At 64.2% G+C, this 22,568-nt stretch carries 16 protein-coding genes; 9 read left to right on the top strand and 7 right to left on the bottom strand.

The annotated features are described in order from the left end of the window. Nucleotides 1-13 precede the first annotated feature (13 nt). From adeC to VVD47_RS16845, 3 genes are read right to left on the bottom strand one after another with little or no spacing between them, the layout of a single operon-like run. A complete protein-coding gene (gene adeC / locus VVD47_RS16855) occupies nt 14-1,450 on the bottom strand; it encodes an AdeC/AdeK/OprM family multidrug efflux complex outer membrane factor (RefSeq protein WP_327604677.1) in 1,437 nt (478 codons plus the stop codon). 1 nt (nt 1,451) lies between these two features. Further along, on the bottom strand, nt 1,452-4,613 hold the full coding sequence (locus VVD47_RS16850; protein ID WP_327604676.1) for an efflux RND transporter permease subunit: 3,162 nt from the start codon (nt 4,611-4,613) through the stop codon (nt 1,452-1,454). 12 nt (nt 4,614-4,625) lie between these two features. Next, nucleotides 4,626-5,828: an efflux RND transporter periplasmic adaptor subunit gene (locus VVD47_RS16845; RefSeq protein WP_327604675.1), complete on the bottom strand. Its 1,203-nt coding sequence runs from the start codon at nt 5,826-5,828 to the stop codon at nt 4,626-4,628. A gap of 375 nt (nt 5,829-6,203) precedes the next feature. On the opposite strand from VVD47_RS16845, the gene VVD47_RS16840 reads away from it, so the two are divergent. Further along, nucleotides 6,204-6,338 carry a hypothetical protein gene (locus tag VVD47_RS16840; RefSeq protein WP_327604674.1) on the top strand — a complete coding sequence of 45 codons (135 nt, stop codon included), beginning with the start codon at nt 6,204-6,206 and terminating at the stop codon, nt 6,336-6,338. A gap of 32 nt (nt 6,339-6,370) precedes the next feature. On the opposite strand, the gene VVD47_RS16835 is transcribed toward VVD47_RS16840, so the two are convergent. Together VVD47_RS16835 and VVD47_RS16830 are read right to left on the bottom strand one after the other, a co-directional pair. Further along, nucleotides 6,371-7,078, bottom strand: coding sequence for a Crp/Fnr family transcriptional regulator (locus VVD47_RS16835; RefSeq protein ID WP_327604673.1), 708 nt, complete (start codon nt 7,076-7,078; stop codon nt 6,371-6,373). A gap of 74 nt (nt 7,079-7,152) precedes the next feature. Further along, nucleotides 7,153-7,869, bottom strand: a complete 717-nt coding sequence (locus VVD47_RS16830) for a Crp/Fnr family transcriptional regulator (RefSeq protein WP_327604672.1) — start codon at nt 7,867-7,869, stop codon at nt 7,153-7,155. Nucleotides 7,870-8,281: 412 nt separating this feature from the next. Here VVD47_RS16830 and VVD47_RS16825 point away from each other — a divergent pair, with 412 nt between their 5' ends. The 7 genes from VVD47_RS16825 (at nt 8,282) to VVD47_RS16795 (ending at nt 20,646) form a co-directional block, all read left to right on the top strand. Then, nucleotides 8,282-8,761 (top strand): hypothetical protein, encoded by a 480-nt coding sequence (locus VVD47_RS16825; protein WP_327604671.1) that lies wholly within the window; start codon nt 8,282-8,284, stop codon nt 8,759-8,761. 150 nt (nt 8,762-8,911) lie between these two features. Then, complete coding sequence (locus VVD47_RS16820) at nt 8,912-9,250, top strand: DUF883 family protein (RefSeq protein ID WP_327604670.1); 339 nt, start codon at nt 8,912-8,914, stop codon at nt 9,248-9,250. 168 nt (nt 9,251-9,418) lie between these two features. Then, nucleotides 9,419-9,622 (top strand): CsbD family protein, encoded by a 204-nt coding sequence (locus tag VVD47_RS16815; protein WP_327604669.1) that lies wholly within the window; start codon nt 9,419-9,421, stop codon nt 9,620-9,622. Between the two features lie 636 nt (nt 9,623-10,258). Next, on the top strand, nt 10,259-10,513 hold the full coding sequence (locus tag VVD47_RS16810; RefSeq protein ID WP_327604668.1) for a GlsB/YeaQ/YmgE family stress response membrane protein: 255 nt from the start codon (nt 10,259-10,261) through the stop codon (nt 10,511-10,513). A 128-nt stretch (nt 10,514-10,641) separates the two neighbouring features. After that, the gene (locus tag VVD47_RS16805) at nt 10,642-10,956 is read left to right on the top strand and encodes a BON domain-containing protein (protein ID WP_327604667.1); all 315 of its coding nucleotides are present in this window, start codon (nt 10,642-10,644) and stop codon (nt 10,954-10,956) included. 96 nt (nt 10,957-11,052) lie between these two features. Further along, nucleotides 11,053-11,532 (top strand): polyhydroxyalkanoate granule-associated phasin, encoded by a 480-nt coding sequence (locus VVD47_RS16800; protein ID WP_327604666.1) that lies wholly within the window; start codon nt 11,053-11,055, stop codon nt 11,530-11,532. A 366-nt stretch (nt 11,533-11,898) separates the two neighbouring features. Continuing rightward, complete coding sequence (locus tag VVD47_RS16795; RefSeq protein ID WP_327604665.1) at nt 11,899-20,646, top strand: GH36-type glycosyl hydrolase domain-containing protein; 8,748 nt, start codon at nt 11,899-11,901, stop codon at nt 20,644-20,646. Nucleotides 20,647-20,934: 288 nt separating this feature from the next. Here the strand turns inward: VVD47_RS16795 and VVD47_RS16790 are convergent, their stop codons facing one another. Then, a complete protein-coding gene (locus VVD47_RS16790; protein ID WP_327604664.1) occupies nt 20,935-21,261 on the bottom strand; it encodes a hypothetical protein in 327 nt (108 codons plus the stop codon). A gap of 154 nt (nt 21,262-21,415) precedes the next feature. On the opposite strand from VVD47_RS16790, the gene VVD47_RS16785 reads away from it, so the two are divergent. Next, nucleotides 21,416-22,177 (top strand): FTR1 family protein, encoded by a 762-nt coding sequence (locus VVD47_RS16785; RefSeq protein ID WP_327604663.1) that lies wholly within the window; start codon nt 21,416-21,418, stop codon nt 22,175-22,177. 82 nt (nt 22,178-22,259) lie between these two features. Here VVD47_RS16785 and VVD47_RS16780 read toward each other — a convergent pair. Beyond that, a partial coding sequence (locus VVD47_RS16780) for an extracellular solute-binding protein (protein ID WP_327604662.1) occupies nt 22,260-22,568 on the bottom strand: 309 nt, incomplete at its 5' end.

Genomic DNA, 22,568 nt, shown 5'->3' with positions numbered 1-22,568 from the left:
CGCCGCGCCACTTTCAACTGCTGCGCTCCACCAGGCCGCCACCCAGCACCTTGTACAGGGTGACGAGATTAGCCTGGCGCGACAGGCGAACGCCGATCAGCGACTGCTGCGCGACGTACAGCGAGCGCTGCGCGTCCAGCACGGCGAGATAGCTGTCCACGCCGCCGCGGAAGCGGGCCTCGGACAACTTCAGGCTCTCGGCGAAGGCTTCCACCTGCGCCTGCCGTGCCGACAGCTCCTCGTCCACCGTGCCACGCACGGCGAGCGCATCGGCAACCTCGCGGAAGGCGGACTGAATCGCCTTGTCATACTGGGCCAGCGCGATGTCACGATCGGTACGCGCCACATCCAGGTTCGCCTCGCGACGCCCCATGTCGAAGATCGGCAGGCTGATCGACGGCGCGAAGCTCCAGGCGCCGGAGCCGGACTGGAACAGTCCGTCCAGGCTGGCGCTCGCCGTCCCTGCCGAAGCCGTCAGGGTGATGCTCGGGAAGAAAGCCGCGCGCGCGGCGCCGATGTTGGCATTCGCCGACTGCAGGCGACGTTCTGCCTGCAGGATGTCCGGGCGGCCCTGCAGCACGGTGGACGGCACGCCGGCAGGCAGGTCGCTCACCGCGGCGACGGCGCTGCCCAGGTCCGGCGGCAACAGCTCGGCGGGCACGGCGTCGCCGACCAGCACGGCCAGTGCGTTGCGGTCCTGCGCCACGCGGGTGGTGAAGGTTGCCACGTCGCCCCGCGCGCCTTCCACGGTGCTCTGCGCCTGGCGCAGCGCCAGGGCCGACGCGGCCCCCAGCTCGTAGGTACGACGCGTCAGCTCGTACGATTCCTGGCGGCTTGCCAGCGTGTCCTGCGACAGCTTCAGCCGCTCCTGGTCGGCGGCCAGGCTGAGATAGGCATTCGCCACCTCGGCCACCAGCGCGATCTGTGCGCTGCGTCGCGCCTCTTCGCTGGCCAGATAGGTCTGCAGCGCGGCGTCCTTCAGGCTCTGCACGCGACCGAAGAAATCCAGCTCGTAGCTCGCCACGCCCAGGCCGACGCTGTACTGGCGGCTGATGCGCGCATCGCCGCCCCCGGCCAGGTCGGCCGGCGTGCGCGACACGGTCTCGCCCGCCGTCGCCCGCACGGTGGGGAACTGGTCGGCGCGCTGGATCTGGTACTGCGCCCGTGCGCGCTCGATGTTCAGTGCGGCCACGCGCAGGTCGCGGTTGTTGGCCAGCGACAGTTCGATCAGCTTCTGCAGGCGGGCGTCCGCGAAGAACTCGCGCCAGCCGATCTCGTTGGCGGCCTTGCCCGCGACTTCCGCCGTCGGCTTGTAGGCCGCGCCCTGCGGCCAGGCGTCCGCCGTCGGCGCGACCGGTCGTTGGTAGTCGGGCGCGAGGCTGACGCAGCCCCCGAGCAGCAGCGAGGTCATGGCCGTGGTGATGGCCGATGCCAGCAATGACTTGTTCATATCAATGTCCTTCCTGTGCGGTACGCGTCGCGGGGGTCGTCCCGGCGGCCACCGCGGTGGCCTCACGCTTGCTGAAGATGCGACGGATGACCACATAGAACACCGGCACGAAGAAGATGCCGAGTACCGTGCTGGTGATCATGCCGCCCAGCACACCGGTGCCGATGGCGTTCTGGCTGCCCGAGCCCGCGCCGGTGGCGATCGCCAGCGGCACCACGCCCAGACCGAAGGCCAGCGAGGTCATCAGGATGGGCCGCAAGCGCATGCGCACCGCCTCCATCGTCGCCTCCACCAGCTCCTTGCCCTGCTCCATCTGCTCCTTGGCGAACTCGACGATCAGGATCGCGTTCTTCGACGCGAGGCCGATGGTGGTCAGCAGGCCGACCTGGAAGTACACGTCGTTCGACAGGCCGCGCGTGCTGGCCGCCAGCAGCGCACCGATGACCCCCAGCGGCACCACCAGCATCACCGAGAACGGCACCGACCAGCTTTCGTACAGCGCTGCCAGGCAGAGGAACACTACCAGCAGTGAAATGGCATACAGCGCCGGGGCCTGTGCGCCGGAACGACGTTCCTCATACGAGGTGCCGCTCCATTCGTGGCCGATGCCCGCGGGCAGCCTGGCCATGATCTCCTCCACCGCGGCCATCGCGTCACCCGAGCTGAGGCCGGGTGCAGCCTGGCCCTGCAGGTTGATCGACGGCATGCCGTTGAAGCGCTCCAGACGCGGTGAACCGTAGTCCCAGTGCGCAGTGGCGAACGCCGAGAACGGCACCATCTCGCCCTTGTTGTTGCGCACGTACCACTTGTTCAGATCCTCCGGCAGCATGCGGGCGGGCGCATCGGCCTGCATGTACACCTTCTTGATGCGACCACGGTCGATGAAGTCGTTCACGTACTGGCTGCCCCAGGCGATCGACAGGGTGCTGTTTATGTCCGCCACCGTCACCCCCAGCGCACCGGCACGGGCGTGGTCGATGTCCAGCTTGTATTCCGGCTGGTCGTCCTGGCCGTTGGGGCGCACGCCGACCAGGCGCTTGTCCTGCGAGGCGAGGCCGAGGAACTGGTTGCGTGCCGCGATCAGCGCCTCGTGACCGAGGCCGCCACGATCCTGCAACTGCAGGTCGAAGCCGTTGGAGGTGCCCAGCTCGATCACCGCCGGCGGCACGAAGGCGAACGCCAGGCCGTCGCGGAACTTCGAGAACGCACCCATCGCACGACCGGCCACCGCCTTCACGTGCAGGTCGGGACGCTCGCGTTCCTTCCAGTCGCGCAGCTGGATGAAGCCCAGGCCCATGTTCTGGCCGGAGCCCCCGAAGCTGAAGCCGGCAATGGTGAACAGCGAGCTGACCGCGTCCTTCTCGTTCTCCAGGAAGTGCTGCTCCACCTTTTCGATGGTCTGCAGCGTGCGCTCCTGGGTGGCACCGGCGGGCAGCATGATCTGCGTGAACATGATTCCCTGGTCTTCCTCCGGCAGGAAGGACGTCGGCATGCGCGTGAACAGGAAGGCCATGCCGGCCACCAGCAGCACGAAGATCACCATGTAGCGACCGGTGCGCGCCAGCATGCGGCCCACCGCCGATTCATAGCGCTGCGTGTTGCGGTCGAACATGCGGTTGAACCAGCGGAAGAACCCCGCCTGGGTGTGCTTGTGGCCTTTCTCGATCGGCTTGAGCATGGTCGCGCACAGGGCCGGTGTGAGGATCATCGCGACCACCACCGACAGCACCATGGACGACACGATGGTGATCGAGAACTGGCGGTAGATGACGCCGGTGGAGCCACCGAAGAAAGCCATCGGCACGAACACCGCGGACAGCACCAGGGCGATGCCCACCAGCGCACCGGTGATCTGCCCCATCGACTTGCGCGTCGCCTCCCTGGGCGGCAGGCCTTCCTCGCTCATCACGCGCTCGACGTTCTCCACCACCACGATCGCGTCATCCACCAGCAGGCCGATGGCCAGCACCACGCCGAACATCGTCAGCGTGTTGATGGAGTAGCCGAACGCTGCCAGCACGCCGAAGGTGCCCAGCAACACGACCGGCACCGCGATGGTCGGGATCAGCGTGGCGCGGAAGTTCTGCAGGAAGAGGTACATCACCAGGAACACCAGGATGATGGCCTCGATCAGCGTCTTCACCACCTCCTGGATCGACAGCTTGACGAAGGGCGTCGTGTCGTACGGCATCACGGTGGAGACGCCGGCCGGGAAATACGGGCTCATCTCGGCGATCTTGGCCTTCACCGCATCGGCCGTTTCCAGCGCGTTGGAGCCGGCCGCCAGTTTGATGCCGATGCCGGCCGCGGGCTTGCCGTTGAAGCGCGCCACGGTGCCGTAGTTCTCCGCTCCCAGCTCCACGCGCGCCACGTCACGCAGGCGCACGGTGCCGCCCTGCGCGTTGGTGCGCAACAGCACGTCCTGGAACTGCTCGACGGTCTGCAGGCGGCTCTGCGCAGTGATCGAGGCATTGAGCTGCTGGCCGGGCACCGCGGGTGCGGCGCCGAGCTGGCCGGCCGACACCTGTGCGTTCTGCGCCTGCAGCGCGGCGGTGACGTCCGACGGGGTCAGCTTGTAGTTGTTGAGCTTGGCTGGGTCCAGCCATATGCGAATGGCGTACTGCGCGCCGAACACCTGCACCTCGCCCACGCCGGTGACGCGCGACAGCGGGTCCTGCACGTTGGCCACGAGGTAGTCGGACAGGTCGGTCTGGTTGGCCTTGCCGTCCTCCGACACGAAGCCGATCACCAGCAGGAAGTTGCGCGCCGACTTGGCGACCTGCACGCCCTGCTGCTGCACCGCCTGCGGCAGCAACGGCATGGCGAGCTGCAGCTTGTTCTGCACCTGCACCTGCGCGATGTCCGGGTTGGTATCCGCGTTGAAGGTCAGGGTGATCGAGGCACGACCGGACGAATCGCTGGTCGAGTTCATGTACAACAGACCGTCGAGGCCGGTCAGCTTCTGCTCGATGATCTGCGTCACCGAGTCTTCGATGGTCTTGGCGGACGCGCCGGGATAGCTGGCGTTGATGACGACGGCCGGCGGTGCGATGGTCGGGTACTGCGCGATCGGCAGCTGCATGATCGACAGCGCACCCGCCAGCATGATGACGATGGCAATGACCCACGCGAAGATGGGCCGGTCTATGAAGAAGCGAGCCATGTGCGACGCTCCTTACTTCGCGGCCGCGGCAGGGGCGGCAGCGGGTGCGGACTGGGCCTTCGGGTCCCACGGCACCGGCATCACCGGTGCGCCGGGGCGGGCCTTCTGCAGGCCTTCCACGATGACGCGGTCGCCCACCTGCAGGCCTTCGTTCACCAGCCACTGGTTGCCCAGCGCGCGCTGGGTCTTGAGCATGCGCGGCTCCACCTTGTTCTCGGCATTCACCACCATCGCCACCGCATTGCCCTTGGCATCGCGGCTAACGCTCTGTTGCGGCACCACGATGGCGTTCTCGCGCACGCCTTCCTCCAGCACCGCGCGCACGTACATGCCGGGCAGCAGCACCTTGTCCGGGTTCGGGAACACCGCGCGCAGCGTCACCGTGCCGGTGCCCTGGTCCACCGTCACGTCGGAGAAGGCCAGCTTGCCCTCGCGTGCGTAGGCCGTGCCGTCTTCCAGCAGCAGCCGCACACGGGCCTGGCCCACCTCGGCGCGCTTCAGGCGGCCGTCGTTGAGGTCACGGCGCAGGCGCAGCAGCTCGCTGCTGGACTGGGTGACGTCGACATACACCGGGTCCAGTTGCTGGATGGTGGTCAGCGCGGTGGCCTGGTTGGCCGTCACCAGCGCACCCGGCGTCACTGTCGACTTGCCGATGCGGCCGGAGATCGGCGCCGCCACCTTCGTGTACGCCAGGTTGATGCGCGCCGCTTCCACCGCGGCACGCGCCACCGCCACGTCGGCCTCGGTCTGCTTCTGCGAGGCCACCGCGTCATCGCGGTCCTGCTGGCTCACGGCCTTGATCGCCACCAGCTCCTCGTAGCGCTGCGCGCGCGAACGCGTCGTCGCCACGTTCGCCTCCGCCTTCACCAGCGCGGCCTGGGCACGCTCGTACTCCACCTGGTAGGTCGCCGCGTCGATCTGGTACAGCGACGAACCAGCACTCACGTCCGCACCCTCGCGGAACAGGCGCTCCTTCACGATGCCGCTGACCTGCGGACGCACCTCGGCGATCTGGTACGGCACGGTGCGGCCCGCGAGTTCGGTACTGACCGGCACCGACTGCGTACCGACGGTGACCACGCTGACTTCCGGTGCCTGCCCGCCACCCTGCGCCCCGCCCCCTTGCTGCTTGCCGCAAGCCGTCAGGCCGAGACCAATAGCCAGCGCAAGCGCCCAGCCGGCACGCCGGCGCAGAGTCTTGTCATTCGTGTGCATGCTTCACCTTCAAGTATTTTTTTTGCGGGGATCCAGGACTTTCCAGGGCGTGGACGGGCTGCGCGCCATGAAAAGAATGAATGTTCATTCTAACTTTGTGCAATGCGGAATTTCAAGTCCAATTTTTGGTGATTGAAGCACCGCCACCTGCCCCCGGACGAAAGCCGACGGCGATGTTCTGGCGTGGACCGCCACAGCTGCCAAGTCAGTTGCGACCGAACGGGGCTTCGATAGCGGGCAATCTGCGCGGGGAACCACATCCATTCAGGCATTTTTGCCACATCCGCCTACACTGAGAACTCACCTGACTCTCAGGCCCGCCAGTTCTGGCGTTGCCTCCGGCTCAGCTCTCAAGCGATCACGGAGGAGTCAAGCATGTCCAAGACACAGAAGGGCAATAAGGAAGAGAAGAAACAACCCCTGCTAAGTGCAAAGCAGAAGCGTGTGGCCAAGCATCTGAAGAAGGAACTCAGGGACAGCGGCAGCACCCCTTTCTTGCCAGCACATTGAGGCATCGGGGCTGCCTTTCCTGTTTGCAGCGGCTATTTCATCACCCTCGAATAAGCCACCTTGTCGGTGGCATAGCAACTGCATGACACCGCCTCCAGGCCAGGGCGGTCGACAATCGTGATGTGCCCACGGCTGTAGCGGATGAGATGCCTCGTCTGGAGTGCTGTCGCCGCGTGGGTTACTCCCGCACGCCGCACGCCCAGTACGTGGGCAATGTATTCCTGGGTGATGTGGAGCGCATCGGAATGTGCACGGTCATGCATCATCAATAGCCACCTTGCCAGGCGCGCCTCCACGAGATGAAAGCGGGTGCATCCCGCAGTCTGCGCAAGCTGGCGCATGACGACATACAGATACCTGCGGAGGCAGCGCTGCAACGGGATGTTCTCCTGCACGGCGCGACGGAACGGTGTCGCCTCCATGCGCAAGGCGCTCCCGGCCCCGCCCACCTGTGCATGCAACGGTGACACGTCCACCCCCAACAGTAGCGAAGTACCCAGCATGCCTTCGTCCCCGACGAGACCCACTTCCAGACTGAGCTGCTCATCCAGGATGGTGGTCAGCGAAATGAAACTGCTGGTCGGAAAATAGACCTGCTGAATGGTCTCGCCCGGCACGGACAACACATCGGCGAGAGAGAGTTCCACCGGTTCGCAGGCGGACAGAAGTCGTTGACGCGCCCTGATTGGCAGAGCGGCTACCAGTCGATTGGTGCGAAGTGCGGGGGCAACAACTGACACGGCACGATCTCCTCCAGGTCACACGGGTCAATCTGGGGGAATGCATCGCTCGCGTCTGCGCGGCAGCGCACACATCATGGTGATGCGGCGAAGGGCAACAGCCGATCAAACTCTTTCTTCACCACGGCGTAGCACTCGCATGTCCGTGCCTCCAGACCAGGCCGGTCCAGCACCGTGATGTGCCCGCGGCGATACTCAATAAGGCCCGCCTTCTGCAGATTGCCTGCCGCTTCGGTTACGCCTTCCCGACGGACACCCAACATGTTGGAGATCAGCTCCTGGGTCATGACAAGACTATTCGAAGGCAGGCGATCAAGGCTCAGAAGCAGCCATCGGCAGAGCTGCTGATCCAACGAATGGTGCCGGTTACACACGGCGGTCTGGGCCATCTGCGTCAAGAGGGCCTGCGTGTAGCGCAGCAGCAGTCGCTGCATGTCGCCCGCCCGGAAGAACTCGTCTTTCAGGAATGGCCCCTTCAGCCGGTACGCCTGTCCTGCACTCTGGACAACGGCGCGGCTGGGTGTGCTTTCCCCGCCCATGAACAACGAAACCCCGACGATTCCCTCGTTGCCAACCACGGCAATCTCGGCCGACGCACCGTCCTCCATCACATACAACAACGACACGATGGCCGTCGTGGGGAAATAGACGTGCCGCATCTGCGCGCCGGACTCGTAAAGCACGTCACCCAGATTCATAGGCACCAATTCCAGCAACGGAAAGAGACGCTCACATTCAACGGCGGGTAGTGCAGCGAGCAAGTGGTTCTGGCGAGGGTCTGCCACAGGCATGGGCTTTCTCCAGGTCATCGGGCCGACCGCTGCGATCAACGCAACTTCAAGGCTGCCGGGGGCGGTGCATACGGGAATGCGCGTATCCCAAGTATAGAAGCCGGCTCGCCCTCGCTATGTTCGATACCGTACATACAGACGGCTTGGCGTACGACCTTCCGTCCGGGAGCCAACTTGCCGCATGGACAGTGCAAGGGCCCTCCTGGGCTTGCCACGGCAGGGCGGGCCGGCGTAACGCCACGCTGTGCGCCTGCCGCTCTGTGCGTCAACAGACAGACCCGCGTCGAGCCCTTCGTCATTCTGAAGCTGCTCCGAGCCCACACGCCTAGTTCTCTCGACTTGGGTGACCTGGCGGAGGCCGGCGTGCGAACAGCGACAGCCCCCCACAGAACACCATACGAAGGAGACCTCCATGAGTGCATTCAATAGTAGATCCAGCGCGATTGTGCTTTGCCTGGCGCTGAGCAACCTGGCCACGGCACAGGCACTTTCGCCGCAGGACTACGAAAGCAGAAAAAGCCAGAGTGCGACGGAATACCAAACGGCCGCCCAGCGGTGCAACAGTCTGTCCGGCAACTCGAAAGAGATCTGCATGACAGAGGCCAGAAGCGCCGAGAAGAACAGCCGCGCAGAACTGGAGTCCAGCTACAGGCCGACCGACAAGAACATCCACCAGGCTCGCATCACAAAAGCCGAGGGGATTTACGCCGTGGCCAGGCAGCACTGCCATGAAGTCAAGGGCAGCGCCAGAAGCACCTGCATGAAAGACGCCAAAGCTGTCGAGAAGAAAGCCAAGAAAGACGCGCTCGCCGAGATGAAATCAATGGACGCCAGCAAAGCCGCACCCACCAACATGAAGAACGAGACGTACGAGAAGGATATCCAGAAGTGAGGCGAAAGGCGGCGCACCACCTAGTGAGTGCAACTGCCTGCACGCTGCCTCGTGCGCCCCGAAGTATCGATTTACCAGGGGACATGCGCCCCTGACCATGAATCCGGCACCCACCGGACACCCCCCGATGCAACCGCGAGAGGAAAGACAATGAACATCGACCAGAGAGTTTCCCCCCTTCTCAGGGAGGACAACAAAGCAGTGCTTCCCGGTGATACACGAGGACCAGCCCCCGATATTGGCGAGCCGTCCAAGGATGTCCCCCGCCCCGGCGCAGTCGACGTCGCTCCCGTCAACACCAGCACTGCTCATGATGTTGTGAGCGATGCAAAACAAGCGCTCCAAGGCACGAAGGACATGATTGCAGAGCGTGCTACGGCGGGCGTCACCGTCGCCAACAGCTTCGTCAGGGAACACCCTTGGCAGGTACTCGGCGCCAGCGCGGTGACCGGCCTTTTCATCGGACTCCTGCTCAAGAGGCGCGACTGACGCGGACAGTCCTTGCGGCCGCTTACCCAACTGAATGCGTCGCGCAACCCGGTCGCACGAACCCACATGGTCGAGTACGCGGAACGTATTCACCAGTTACCCGGACCGCATCTCTTCCTTGCGGTCGAGTTGCTGCTATCGGCCCTCGGGCCCTGAACGGAGAACGACATGAACTGGGATATCGCAGAAGGAAACTGGAAGCAATTCCAGGGCAAGGTGAAGGCGCAATGGGGAGAGCTTACGGACGACCAGCTGTACTTCATTGCAGGAAGACGCATGGAGCTAGCGGGACAGATCCAGGAGGCGTATGGCATTTCCCGCGACGAAGCCGAGGTGCAGATCAAGCGCTTTGAAGAGTCGAACGAGGACTGAAATCGAACGAAGGCCGCGTCCAGGCGGAAGACTCAATGAACGACGTTCTGGACGCGTTGCCATGCCAGGTTCTCTACGAATGGAGGTCGCACATGATCCATCGCCGAAGGTCCGTACTACCTTACGCGCTCGTGGGCAGTGGTGCCGTCGCAGTTATCAGCGCCCTCCTCCTCATGAAACGAATGCGCGTGCACCAGACCGAGCCACGCCTCTCGCCGGTTGATGATTGGGAGAACGAGGGGGGACAGGTCATCGGGCCCACCCTTCAAGAACAGTCCTAGAACGAGCGAGCGCCACCGGCCGCTACGGTCTGTTTCCTCCGGCTTCACATTGCCCCTGAAATACATCAAGCACCGCGAGAACGAGACAGCCTGACGGCGGAAGATATGCCAGCCCGGCATGGCATGTTCCCAGCACTGTCTTCACGCGCTTGCCGTCTGTCACGGCCCTGTAGTCAATCCGGATGACGGCCCTCGCGCTGGAGGCGCCCTCTTGTGTGCGCAAGCGCACCGACAGAAATTCGCTTTGCACACATGCTTTTCCCACGTTTGTCATAGCGGGCGCCAAGACCCGCTCGGCCCCACCGCATCGCGATGGAAAACCCCCAGACCCGGCAGCACAGGCAAGGACATCACCATGTCTCTACTCGTTTGGATCGCGCTCGGTGTCGTCGCCGGCATTATCGTCAGCACACTCCTGGATGGCTCTGCGCAGGGCCTGCTGATCGATGTGCTGGTCGGGATCGCCGGCGCCATTGCGGGAGGCTTGATCTACGCCACATTCGGAGTTCCCGGCGTTGAAACCATCAGCAACAACACCCTGATCACCGGGATTGTTGGCGCTGGCGTATTGCTGCTGGGGTACCGGGGCGTTCGGCACGCCATCGCCTGAGAACCAGCATCCGCGAAGACGACGGGCCAGCAGTCCTGAACTACCGGAGAGCTTCCAGAGCCATCCGCCACCTTCTTCCGGCTCGCTCTACTCCCGCTCTCCCAATCTCACCCCAAGGAGCATTCATCATGAAACAGGCACGGTTCTACCTCTCGGCTGCATTGACAGCCATCGTCTTCGCAACTGCCGCCGGTTGCGCTTCCACCCCCAAGGAGGCCGGCACGGCCGAGTACGTGGACGACAGCTACATCACCACCAAGGTGAAGGCCGCAATCCTTGCCGAACCCGAACTGAAGGTCGCGGAGATCAACGTCGAGACCTTCAAGGGCGTCGTTCAGCTCAGCGGGTTTGTCAGCTCGAAGGAGTCCTCAACGCGTGCGGTCGAGGTCGCACGGGGTGTCAGCGGGGTGAAGTCGGTCAGGAATGACATGCAGATCAAGTGATCCACGTCTCTTTTCTTACGCCAGGACGGAAACCCGCGTCCACCCCTACCACCTTTGCAAGCAGCCCTCACTGGAATCATCATGACATCGAGAACAATGGTCTCCGCCTTCATGGCGCCTCTTTCCGCCTGGAACAGGCTGGCCTGGAAGGCCGCCGAGATGGCGATGGATTCCGCGCAGGTCATCGGCCACCGCTCCTACCGGATTGCGCGATCAGGCCCCGTTCCCAACGCGCGCGACCGGGATGAATTCGCGCTCATGGGCAGCGAGAAGGTGGAGATCGCCGTCGCGGTCGCGCACACCGCAATGCTGGATCTCGCCCTTCTCAACCAGAAATACGGTCTCACCCTGCTGAAGCAGATGACTGCCGCCTCCATGGCCGTGCTCTCCCTATCTAACAGTCGGAACGCAGGCGAGGTGGCTGAGCGCCACGCCAGGCTGGTGGGCGACGCACTGACGGGATCGCTCCTCACCGCCGTCAAGCTGTCCGGTTCGACGGCGCGGGTCGCTCGACGCGCGCTGGCGCCCGCTCACACCCGCGTTCGCAAGAACCTCCTGAGACTGGCCGGCACCTGAACCGCAACGCGTTTTCTCGTCTCTCGGGAGCAACCCCTGCCCGGTCCTGAGCCTCCTCTGTTCGCATCATTGCCGCAGCGTTCTGCGGCCAGTCGGAAAGGTCACTGATTGAGCACCGGCACACTTGTCCCCGCATGGCTGTCCTTTGCCCAGCTCCGCTTCTGGAAACGTCCGCCAAGCAACTGGCCCGATCTCGAGGAAGCGGATCCCCCCCTGAGGGCGGAGCTCTACAGCGCCGAACAGATGGCGCAACATGGCAGAACACTGGCGGCTGCTCACCGCAGCCTGACGACAGGCAATCCCCCTGACGTACTGCTGCCGAGACTCGCCGAGAACGAACGTGCGCTGACAGACATCTGCAAGCTCATGACCGATGTCGTTGCGGCCAAACGACGCATCACGCCGGCCGCAGAATGGCTTCTCGACAATTTCTACCTCATCGAAGAGCAGATCCGCACGACGCGACGCCACCTGCCGAGAGGCTACAGCCGCGAACTGCCATGCCTTGCCCGGCCGCCGGGAAGTCACTCTCCCACCCACCCACGCGTCTATGACATCGCGCTGGAGATTGTGTCGCACGGGGATGGCCGTGTGGATGCGGACGTCCTGCACCGCTTCCTGTCGGCTTACCAGGGCATCTCACCGCTGACTCTTGGCGAGTTGTGGGCCGTGCCCATCATGTTGCGGCTGGCGATCATAGAGAACCTGCGTCGTGTCGGCGTTCACATCGCATCCGGTTCGGTCGAGCGCACGCTCGCGGAGAACTGGGCGGACAAGATGAGCGAGGCGGCGGAGAACGACCCGAAGAGTCTCATCCTGGTCATCGCGGACATGGCGCGCTCGCTGCCGCCGATGATGAGCCCATTCGTCGCCGAACTCTCGAGACGCTTGCGTGGTCGCGGCCCGGCCCTGGCACTCCCGCTGACCTGGATCGAACAGCGTCTCGCCGAACTGGATCTCACCATTGAGCAGCTGGTGCAGTCCGAAGGACAGCAACAGGCTGCAAACCAGCTTTCCATCAGCAACAGCATTGGCAGCCTGCGCGTCTTCGGCGCCATCGACTGGCAGGATTTCGTCGAGAGCATGAGCGTGGTCGAGCATGTTCTCCACGAGGATCCCGATGGCACCTACGGCAACATGGATTTCGGGACACGCGATCGATACCGCCACGTCATAGAGCGCGTGGCACGCCAAAGCAGGCTCCCGGAAGAATCTGTCACAAAGCTTGCCGTTGGCCTGGCAAGATCCGCGCATCGTGATGCGCCGACAACCCCTGCAGCACACGTCGGGTACTACCTGATCGGTCGCGGTACTTCGGAGCTGGAGCGTGCGGCGCGCATCCGGTCGGGGTGGCCACTCACGTTCAGGCGTCGTATCTCACAGTCGCCACTTTCCTGGTACCTCGGCGCCATGGCAATGCTTGCCGCGGGAGCGGCGACGGTGTTGTGGGCGCATGCCTCCACAGCGCCCGGAGGAATGGCGCTATGGCAGACCGGCGTGATCGCCGCGCTAGGCCTGCTGGCTGGCTGCCAGACTGCAATGGGTCTGGTGGACTGGATCACCAGCCTGCTGCTCACACCGCACGCCCTGCCGCGACTGGATTTCGCAAAAGGCATTCCCGCCCATGCGCGTACGCTGGTGGTGGTACCGACCCTCATCGCCCGCAGCCAGGACATCGAAGACCTGGCTGAAGCGCTGGAGGTCCGCTTCCTGGCCAACCGCGACGCGCAACTGCGTTTCGGATTGCTCACCGACTTTCCGGATGCGGCAGCAGAAACCCTGCCTGGCGATAGCGCGTTGCTCGATCAGGCCCGCTCATGCATCGAGGCGCTCAACCGCAAGTACGCCACAGCTGCGCCTGCCGATGGAGACGACGGTCCCCGTACCCGTGACCTGTTCTTCCTGTTCCATCGTCCGCGCCTGTGGAACGCGCAGGAGCGCGTGTGGATGGGACGCGAGCGAAAGCGCGGCAAGCTGGAGGATCTCAACGCGTTGTTGCTGGCCGCAGATGGTCCCGTCAAGACGAACGAAGATGCCTCACGCAGCTTCTCGCTCATCGTCGGTGACATGGCCGCCCTGGCGGGCGTGAAGTACGTCATAACCCTCGACACGGACACCCAGCTGCCGCGCGATGCAGCGCGCCAGTTCGTCGCAGCCATGGCTCACCCGCTCAATCGTCCGCAGCACGACGCGACGGGACGGGTCGTGGATGGCCACGCCATCCTGCAACCAAGGGTGGGCATCAGCCTGCCTGGCACCAGCCGCTCGCGCTACGCACGACTGTTCGGTGGCGAGCCGGGCATCGATCCCTACACCCGCGCCGTGTCGGACATCTACCAGGATGTCTTTGACGAAGGCTCCTTCATCGGCAAAGGCATCTACGACGTTGCCGCCTTCGAGCGCGCCCTGCGCGGACGCCTGCCCGACAACCGCATATTGAGCCATGACCTGCTGGAAGGTTGCTACGCACGTTCCGGCCTGCTCAGCGACGTTCAGCTCTACGAGGATCACCCCGCACGCTATGAGGCGGACGTCAGCCGCCGCCATCGCTGGATCCGCGGCGACTGGCAACTCGCAGGGTGGCTGTGGCGCAGCGTTCGCGGGTCCGACAGCCGGCGGCGCAATACGCTCAGCCTGCTGTCGCAATGGAAGCTGTTCGACAACCTGCGTCGCAGCCTGGTGCCGGCAGCTTTCACCGGCCTGCTGCTGGCGGGCTGGGCATGGCTGCCAGCAGCCTGGCCAGACTCGCCGGGATGGGCGCTCGGCTGGACGGCACTCGTGCTGGGCATGCTGGCATTGCCCAGCGTATGTGCGCTGACGCTGGAACTGCTCCGCTGGCCGGACGAAGTGCGGCTGAGCCAGCATATCCCGGCGACGCTGCGTTCCGCGCAGCGACGACTGGGGCAATTGGGCTTCGCCCTGGCCTGCCTGCCGTATGAAGCCTGGTTCAGCCTGGATGCCATTGTCCGCTCACTGTGGCGCATGGGCGTGTCGCGCCATCGCTTGCTGGCTTGGCAAACCTCGCAGGAAGTGGAACGACGTGCCGAGCGCAAGCCGGAACTACAGGGCTATCCGGCCTTGGCCGCACGCTACGCAGCCATGTGGCCTGCACCTGTCCTGGCCCTCGCAACGGGCTTCTACCTCGCGCAATTCAATTCCCACGCCCTGCCTGCAGCCGCGCCACTACTTTTCCTGTGGGCGCTGGCCCCAGCCATCGCATGGTGGATCAGCCTGCCTTTGGCCGCACGGGAGATGCGCCTTGATACGGCACAACGGCAGCTTCTTCACCGGCTGTCGCGGCGCACCTGGAGTTTCTTCGAGCGCTTCGTCACCGCGCAGGAAAACTGGTTGCCGCCTGACAACATGCAGGAGCAGCCGGTCGAGACAGTCGCACATCGGACCTCACCCACCAACATCGGTCTCTGCCTGCTGGCGAATCTCTCGGCCTACGACTTCGGATACCTGCCGCTCGGCCGCTTGCTGACACGTAGTGCGGACACGCTGCAAACGCTGTCCACAATGGCCAGGCATCATGGCCATTTCTATAACTGGTACGACACGCGAACGCTGCAGCCCCTGCTGCCGATGTACGTGTCGACGGTAGACAGCGGCAATCTCGCGGCCCACCTGCTGACGCTGCGCGCTGGGCTGCTGGCGCTGCCTGACGACCATGTCCTGACCGCACGCTGCTTCTCGGGTCTGAACGACACGCTGATGGTTCTCGATGACACCCAGGGCGGCATCGCGGTGGCCGAGCTGGGTTCGCTGCAACGCGAACTGGAAGCGCTGCGCACGACGCCTTCGCCACGCATCTCATACACACGACAAGCGCTCCAGCGATGCGCGCGAGATGCCCACACGCTGGCTCAAGCTTTGCAGAAAGACCCGTCATCCACGGAGGAAGCACTGGATTGGGTCCGCGCGCTCGCGCAGCAAACCGATGCAGCCCTGGATGAACTGGAGCAGCTGTTCCCCTGGTTGTCGCTCGCTCATCCAGCAGGCCTCTCCCAGCATGTACTGACCCGTCTCGCCGGCATTGCAGCACTGGATACGCTACCCAGCCTGCGCCAGCTGGGCGGCCTCGACAAACGACTGCATGACGAACTGGAAAACTGTCTTGTCAGTACCCTGATCGCAGCACGCCATGACGACGCCTCCGCCGCGGCGCACACCGCCACAGCGGCGGATCTTGAATGGATCGCCACGCTGCAGCAGCACGTCGCCCAAGGCAGCGCACGCGCACGCGAGTACATTCAGCAGATCGACAACCTGGCCGCTCAGGCCGGCGCGTTTGCCGAGATGGATTACAGCTTTCTGTTCGACGAGACACGAAACCTGCTGAGCATCGGCTACAACGTCGCCGAGCACCGGGTCGACGCGGGCTACTATGACCTGCTCGCATCCGAAGCACGGCTGTGCAGCTTCGTCGCCATCGCACAGGGGCGGTTGCCGCAAGCAAGCTGGTTCTCGCTCGGGCGGCTGCTGACCAGTGCCGGCGGTGAGCCTGTCCTGCTGTCATGGAGCGGGTCGATGTTCGAGTACCTCATGCCCATGCTGGTGATGCCCAGCTACGACAACACCTTGCTCGACCAGACCTGCAAGGCATCCGTCGCCCGCCAGATCGCGTACGGTCGACAGCGCGGCGTGCCGTGGGGCATTTCGGAGTCTGCCTACAACGCCATCGACCTTCACCTCAACTACCAGTATCGAGCGTTCGGCGTACCTGGATTGGGCCTCAAGCGTGGTCTGGGTGACGATCTCGTCATCGCACCCTACGCATGCGTGCTGGCGCTGATGGTCGCAGCCGAGGAGGCCTGCCTCAACCTGCAGCGCATGGTCAGCGAAGGCTTCATGGGTCGTTATGGCTTCTTCGAAGCGGTCGACTACACGCCCTCGCGCCTGCCGCGCAACCAGACCCATGCGGTACTGCGCAGCTTCATGGCGCATCACCAGGGCATGAGCCTGCTGGCACTGACCCACACGCTGCTGGGCGCGCCCATGCAGCGGCGCTTTGCATCGGATCGCCTGTTCCAGGCCGTGTTGCTGTTGCTGCAGGAACGCATTCCCAAGGCCACAGCCTTGTATGTGCATACCGCGCAGGCCAGTGCCTCCAGTACCGGCACGGACACGACGAGTTCCCCGGTCCGTCTGTACAACCAGGTCGACAGTGCGGTGCCCGCAGTACAACTACTGTCCAATGGCCGTTACCACGTGATGCTCACCCAGGCAGGCGGCGGCTACAGTCGCTGGAAGGATCTGGCCGTAACGCGCTGGCGCGAAGACAGTACTTGCGACCACTGGGGCAGCTTCTGCTACTTGCGCGAACTGAGCGCAGAGCAAGCTGGGCCATGCTGGTCCACCGCCTGGCAGCCAAGCCGCACGGAGCCGTTGAGCTACGAAGCCATCTTCACCGAAGGACGGGCCGAGTTCCGGCGCCGCGACGCCGTGCTGCCGGCCGCGGGTGGGCACCACGAGGAAGGCGAACGGCGCAAGGAGTCCTTCGAAACGCATACCGAGATCGTCGTATCGCCCGAGGACGACATCGAACTGCGGCGTGTGCGCATCACCAATCATTCTCGACGCGCACGTACGGTGGAGCTGACCAGCTACGGTGAAGTCGTGATCGCGCCACCCGACGCCGACGCCAGTCACCCGGCATTCAGCAACCTGTTCGTGCAGACCGAGATCCTGCCGCCACGCGATGCCATCCTTTGCACGCGCCGACCTCGATCCGCCGGTCAAGTCACCCCATGGTTACTCCATCTGATGGCGGTACATGCGCCTACTCTGGGTGCGCTGTCCTGCGAGACGGATCGTCTGCGCTTCATCGGGCGCGGACGCAGCACAGCCAGACCACTGGCGATGGAGGGAGGTGCTGCGCTGTCAGAGACCGACGGGTCGGTGCTCGACCCCGTCATCTCCATCCGCTGCACGCTGACGCTGGCGGCACAGGAGTCTGCCACTGTCGACCTGGTGACAGGCATGGCAGACACTCGGGAGGCCGCTCTGGCGCTGATCGACAAGTATCGCGACCGACACCTCGCCGCACGCGTTTTTGATCTGGCCTGGACACACAGCCAGGTCGTGCTGCGGCAGATCAATGCGAGTGAGGCCGACACCCAGCTGTATGCGCGCCTGGCGGCATCGGTACTCTATGCCAACGCCTCGCTACGTGCGGATCCGTCGGTACTTGTGCGCAACCGGCGCAACCAGTCCGGTCTGTGGGGCTATGCCATCTCGGGTGACCTGCCCATCGTGCTGTTGCAGATCGGGGATGCCGGCAACATCGGTCTGGTGCGCCAGCTTGTGCAGGCTCACGCCTACTGGCGCATGAAGGGTCTGGCCGTTGACCTGGTGATCTGGAACGAGGACCACGCTGGCTATCGCCAGCAACTGCAGGAGCAGATCCTCGCGCTGGTTGCTTCCGGAATGGAGGCCAACGCAATGGAGCGGCCGGGTGGCATCTTCGTGCGTGCAGCGGAGCAGATCTCCGGCGAAGACCGGTTGCTGTTCCAGTCGGTGGCCCGCGCCATCCTCAGCGACAGTCGTGGCAGCCTGGCGGACCAGCTGGACGCTCATGCACGCATGGAAACGCGCGTGCCTCCCTTGCTGGCTACCCGTCCCCCGCGAATCACCGCAGACGTCCCGGCGGCGCGTGCATGGGGGAACGGCAATGCAGGCGCCGCCCGCGACCTGATTCTCTACAACGGCATCGGCGGCTTCTCGCGCGACGGACGCGAGTACGTCATCACGCTCGCCCCCGGTCAGGCCACGCCTGCACCCTGGGTCAATGTACTGGCCAACCCCGCATTCGGCAGCGTGGTGTCGGAGCGCGGCAGCGCCTACACATGGGGCCACAACGCGCATGAATTCCGCCTCACGCCCTGGCACAACGATCCGGTCGGCGACCCCGGCGGCGAAGCGATCTATCTGCGCGACGAGGAACGTGGGCAGTTCTGGTCACCCACACCTTATCCCGCAGGCGACGATGCTTCGTTCGTCATCCGTCACGGCTTCGGGTACAGCGTCTTCGAGACGCTGGTGGGCGGCATCCACTCCGAGCTCTGTATCTACGTGGCACTGGATTCCGCCGTGAAATTCTCCGTACTGAAGATCCGCAACGAATCCGGCCGGGTTCGCCAGCTGTCTGCCACGGGCTATGTCGAATGGGTGCTCGGTGACTTGCGCGCCAAGTCTTCCATGCACATCAGTACCGGCGTTTCACGAAGCGGTGCGCTGTATGCCCGCAACCCTTACAGCATGGAGTTCGCCGAGAAGGTTGTCTTCTTCGACGTCGATGACACTAGCCGGAGCGTCAGTGGCGATCGACGCGAGTTCATCGGCCGCAACGGGTCGCTGCGAGAGCCGGCCGCCCTGGGACGCGTGCAGCTCTCCGGCCGGCTTGGTGCAGGGCTGGACCCTTGCGGCGCAATCCAGGTGAAGTTCGAACTGGCGAACGGCCAGGAGCGGGAGATCGTCTTCCGGCTAGGTATTGGCGACAACGAGGAAGACGCCAACCAGATCGTGCTCAGCACCCGCGGTGCCACGGCGGGCCAGGTGGCCCTCGATGCAGTGAAGCAGCACTGGCATCAGACCATGGGCGCAGTGCAGGTCGAAACGCCCGACCCCACGGTGGATGTCCTGGTCAATGGCTGGCTCATTTACCAGACGATGGCCTGTCGTCTATGGGCGCGCAGCGGCTACTACCAATCGGGCGGTGCCTTCGGTTTTCGTGACCAGTTGCAGGACGCCATGGCACTGACCCACACCCGGCCGGACCTGCTGCGCGCACAGTTACTCCTCAGTGCGAGCCGGCAGTTCGTGGAAGGCGACGTACAACACTGGTGGCATCCCCCTTCCGGGCGCGGTGTGCGCACGCGCTGCTCCGACGACTACCTGTGGCTGCCGCTGGCCACCTGCCGCTACGTGCAGGTCACGGGCGACCTGGCGGTACTGGACGAAGACGTGGCGTTCATCGAGGGCCGTCCCGTCAATCCCGAGGACGACTCCTACTACGACCTGCCAGCTCATTCCGCAACGAGCGCCAGTCTGTACGAACACTGCGTGCGGGCGGTCCATCACGGCCTGCGTTTCGGCGAACACGGCCTGCCACTGATGGGCTCGGGCGACTGGAATGACGGCATGAACCTGGTAGGGATACGCGGCAGAGGCGAGAGCGTTTGGCTTGGTTTCTTCCTGTGCGAAGTCCTGCGCCAGTTCAAGACGCTCTCCATCCAGCGCGGAGACACGGGCTTTGCGGAGCGCTGCAGCCATGAAGCGTTGCAGCTACGCGTCAATCTCGCCGAGCACGCCTGGGACGGCGACTGGTACCTGCGTGCCTACTTCGACGACGGCAGCCCGCTGGGCTCGGCCAGCAACGCGGAATGCCGCATCGACTCCATTGCGCAAAGCTGGGCCGTGCTGTCCGGCGCCAGTGAAATGCAGCGGGCGCGGCAGGCCATGCACGCAGTGGACCGCCGGCTAGTGCGGCGTGACACCGGACTCGTCCAGTTGCTGGACCCACCCTTCGACCGCTCGGATGCCGAGCCCGGCTACATCCGCGGCTACGTGCCCGGGGTCCGCGAGAATGGTGGCCAGTACACCCACGCCGCCATCTGGGCAGCCATGGCCTTCGCGCAGCTGGGCGAGCGCGAACGCGCCTGGGACGTCCAGCGACTCATCAACCCGGTGCGTCATGCGCTGTCCGCCGAGGATGCCAAGCGCTACAAGGTGGAACCTTATGTCATATCAGCGGATGTCTACTCCGCGGCGCCACACACAGGCCGCGGTGGCTGGAGCTGGTACACCGGCTCAGCCGGCTGGATGTATCGCCTGCTGCTGGAGTCACTGCTGGGCCTGACACGGCATGGCGACACACTGCACATCACGCCCTGCCTGCCGGCGGACTGGCCCGGATTTGTCCTGCACTACCGCCACGGTAAGGCTCTCTACCGCCTGGTCGTCACGCAGCCTGTTGGACATGAGACGGCAGGGTCCGAGATCACCGTCAGCGTGGATGGTGTCTTGCAGAAAGACGCTGCATGTTTGCTCGTGGACGATGGCCGGGAACATGTGGTGGACGTGAACCTCCATGTCCAGGCCCACTGCCAGTAGCCCTGCCCTTCCTGTCTTCGACTTGGCCCAGCGCCAACTTTCGCAACGCCTGCTGCTGGTGATTGACGTTCTCGACTTCAGTTGCGCGGAACATTCAGAAATCGTTTGATCGCCCGAGCGGGCGGCCGTCTTTGGAGAACTACGGCCGCCCGCTAAGCCGTGGCCCAAGAGGAGCGTCTGCTCCAGAACGCAACGCGCCCCTCCTCGTCTGCAAACAGTGCGCGGTTGCTGGCTGCGTCGCCGTCACGGCTGCTCGATCACCGGCATCACTTGCCGGTCACAGGCCATCTATTTTTTCTGGACGATGGCGCTCCGCACACCACTGATCTGTCCACGCACGACCTTCCAGAAATTCGCGGTGCCATCCACGAGCTTCCAGGCATTGGACCGTTCGGCCAGCTCGCCCACCTCGGGCAGCACGTCGCGCAGGTTCTTCAGGCCAAGAATCTTGACGTACTTTCGGATCGTGGTCGGGCTGTGGATCAGCAGCACTACGCGCCATCCGTAGCGCCTGCCGATCATCACCATGCCGATGGCGCTGCCCAGGTCATTCAGATTGCCGTTGAACTGATCAACCGCCCGATCCACGAGCTCGAGAAGCTCCTGATCATTCATCGCTGCCACTGTCGGTCCTCTTTTCCCAGGCGGGAGTTCAATAGGGTCTTCGTTCCACAATCATCGACGCCATGCACCAGCTCACTGGTGGCTGATCGCCGCGCACAGGATAATGCGAATTACTTGCAAGGATGATGGTTCAGGAAGTGAAGCGATGCTCGACATGTTCTTTCTGGTCCTGCGCGAATGCGCGGAGACCCTGCTGATTCTAGGGGCGCTCTGGACCTACCTCCAGCAGTCCGGCCATGCCGCCTTACGTTCCGACGTCCGGACCGGGGCGGCTTGCGGGCTGGCGGCCGCGGCCGTGGTTATCGGGTGGCTCGCACTGATGCCGCGGGGAAGCAGCCTGGAGTCGATGCTGAACCTGTTCTTCGCGGCCGGCATTCTCGCAATGGCGACCGGCATGGCGTCTTCCGCGCAAGCCATCCAGGGCCGGGTGAGCTCGCTACTGGATATCTGGCTCGACCACGCCTGGGCAAGGTGGGCGATCCGCATTTTCTCGGCACTGGTCGTACTGCGCGAAGCCGTCGAGGTGGGCATCTTTGCCAGGGCTCAAATGGCCGTGTCGGAGATGCATGAACTGGTGGCGGGCAGCCTTTTGGGGCTTGCTTGCGCAATGGCCCTGCTGCCTGTTTACCGGACCCTGGGGGCTCGCGTGCAGTTGCTTGCGCTGTTCAGGCTGTCTGCACTGCTGCTGTCTTTTTTCGCGGTCCAGTTGCTGGTCAGCTCCGCAGTTGATCTGTACCAACGCCTTCCAGGCGTAAGGAATGATCCGCAGGCTCTGGCGTTCGCTGCCCCCCTGTCGCACGGCAGTGGCTGGTACCTCGCGGTGTGTGCGCTGCTGATGATTCCGGTGGTGACCCGGGTAGCGCGGAACTGGTGGTTCGAAGCCGCCACCACGGCTGGCGAACGATAGGACAAGCGGCGCGCCGTGGAAACCGGCGCGCCGCATGGTCGACGCTCATTGCGGGAGGCCGGTGGGCCTCCCCCATCCGCGATCAGTTGTCGAAGCCAACCTTATCCACCAGCACGCTGGCGGCCTTGCGATGCTTGGCGATCTCGGTCAGCGGGGTGGGGTCGACGTTGAGCGTGCCCAGCGCGGCGATGACGGGGTCGACCGCCGCACCCTTCTTCACCGGGTATTCGAAGTTGGCCTTGGCGTAGATGGCCTGGGCTTCGTCGGACACGAGGTATTCCAGCAGTTTCACGGCGTTGTCCTTGTTGGGCGCGTGCCTGGCGATCGCGGCGCCGGAGACGTTCACGTGGGTGCCGCCCTTTGCGAAGGTGGGCAGCACGACGTTGATGCC

Origin of the sequence: Uliginosibacterium sp. H1 (assembly GCF_036017065.1) — a bacterium.
Taxonomy (GTDB): domain Bacteria; phylum Pseudomonadota; class Gammaproteobacteria; order Burkholderiales; family Rhodocyclaceae; genus Uliginosibacterium.
This window is presented reverse-complemented; position numbering and strand designations above follow the sequence as displayed.

Bases quoted from the DNA above. Each gene is read 5' to 3' on its own strand.
- adeC (WP_327604677.1), bottom strand. From the start codon at position 1,450: ATGAACAAGTCATTGCTGGCATCGGCCATCACCACGGCCATGACCTCG.
- VVD47_RS16850 (WP_327604676.1), bottom strand. From the start codon at position 4,613: ATGGCTCGCTTCTTCATAGACCGGCCCATCTTCGCGTGGGTCATTGCC.
- VVD47_RS16845 (WP_327604675.1), bottom strand. From the start codon at position 5,828: ATGCACACGAATGACAAGACTCTGCGCCGGCGTGCCGGCTGGGCGCTT.
- VVD47_RS16840 (WP_327604674.1), top strand. From the start codon at position 6,204: ATGTCCAAGACACAGAAGGGCAATAAGGAAGAGAAGAAACAACCCCTG.
- VVD47_RS16830 (WP_327604672.1), bottom strand. From the start codon at position 7,869: ATGCCTGTGGCAGACCCTCGCCAGAACCACTTGCTCGCTGCACTACCC.
- VVD47_RS16825 (WP_327604671.1), top strand. From the start codon at position 8,282: ATGAGTGCATTCAATAGTAGATCCAGCGCGATTGTGCTTTGCCTGGCG.
- VVD47_RS16820 (WP_327604670.1), top strand. From the start codon at position 8,912: ATGAACATCGACCAGAGAGTTTCCCCCCTTCTCAGGGAGGACAACAAA.
- VVD47_RS16815 (WP_327604669.1), top strand. From the start codon at position 9,419: ATGAACTGGGATATCGCAGAAGGAAACTGGAAGCAATTCCAGGGCAAG.
- VVD47_RS16810 (WP_327604668.1), top strand. From the start codon at position 10,259: ATGTCTCTACTCGTTTGGATCGCGCTCGGTGTCGTCGCCGGCATTATC.
- VVD47_RS16805 (WP_327604667.1), top strand. From the start codon at position 10,642: ATGAAACAGGCACGGTTCTACCTCTCGGCTGCATTGACAGCCATCGTC.
- VVD47_RS16800 (WP_327604666.1), top strand. From the start codon at position 11,053: ATGGTCTCCGCCTTCATGGCGCCTCTTTCCGCCTGGAACAGGCTGGCC.
- VVD47_RS16795 (WP_327604665.1), top strand. From the start codon at position 11,899: ATGACCGATGTCGTTGCGGCCAAACGACGCATCACGCCGGCCGCAGAA.
- VVD47_RS16790 (WP_327604664.1), bottom strand. From the start codon at position 21,261: ATGAATGATCAGGAGCTTCTCGAGCTCGTGGATCGGGCGGTTGATCAG.
- VVD47_RS16785 (WP_327604663.1), top strand. From the start codon at position 21,416: ATGCTCGACATGTTCTTTCTGGTCCTGCGCGAATGCGCGGAGACCCTG.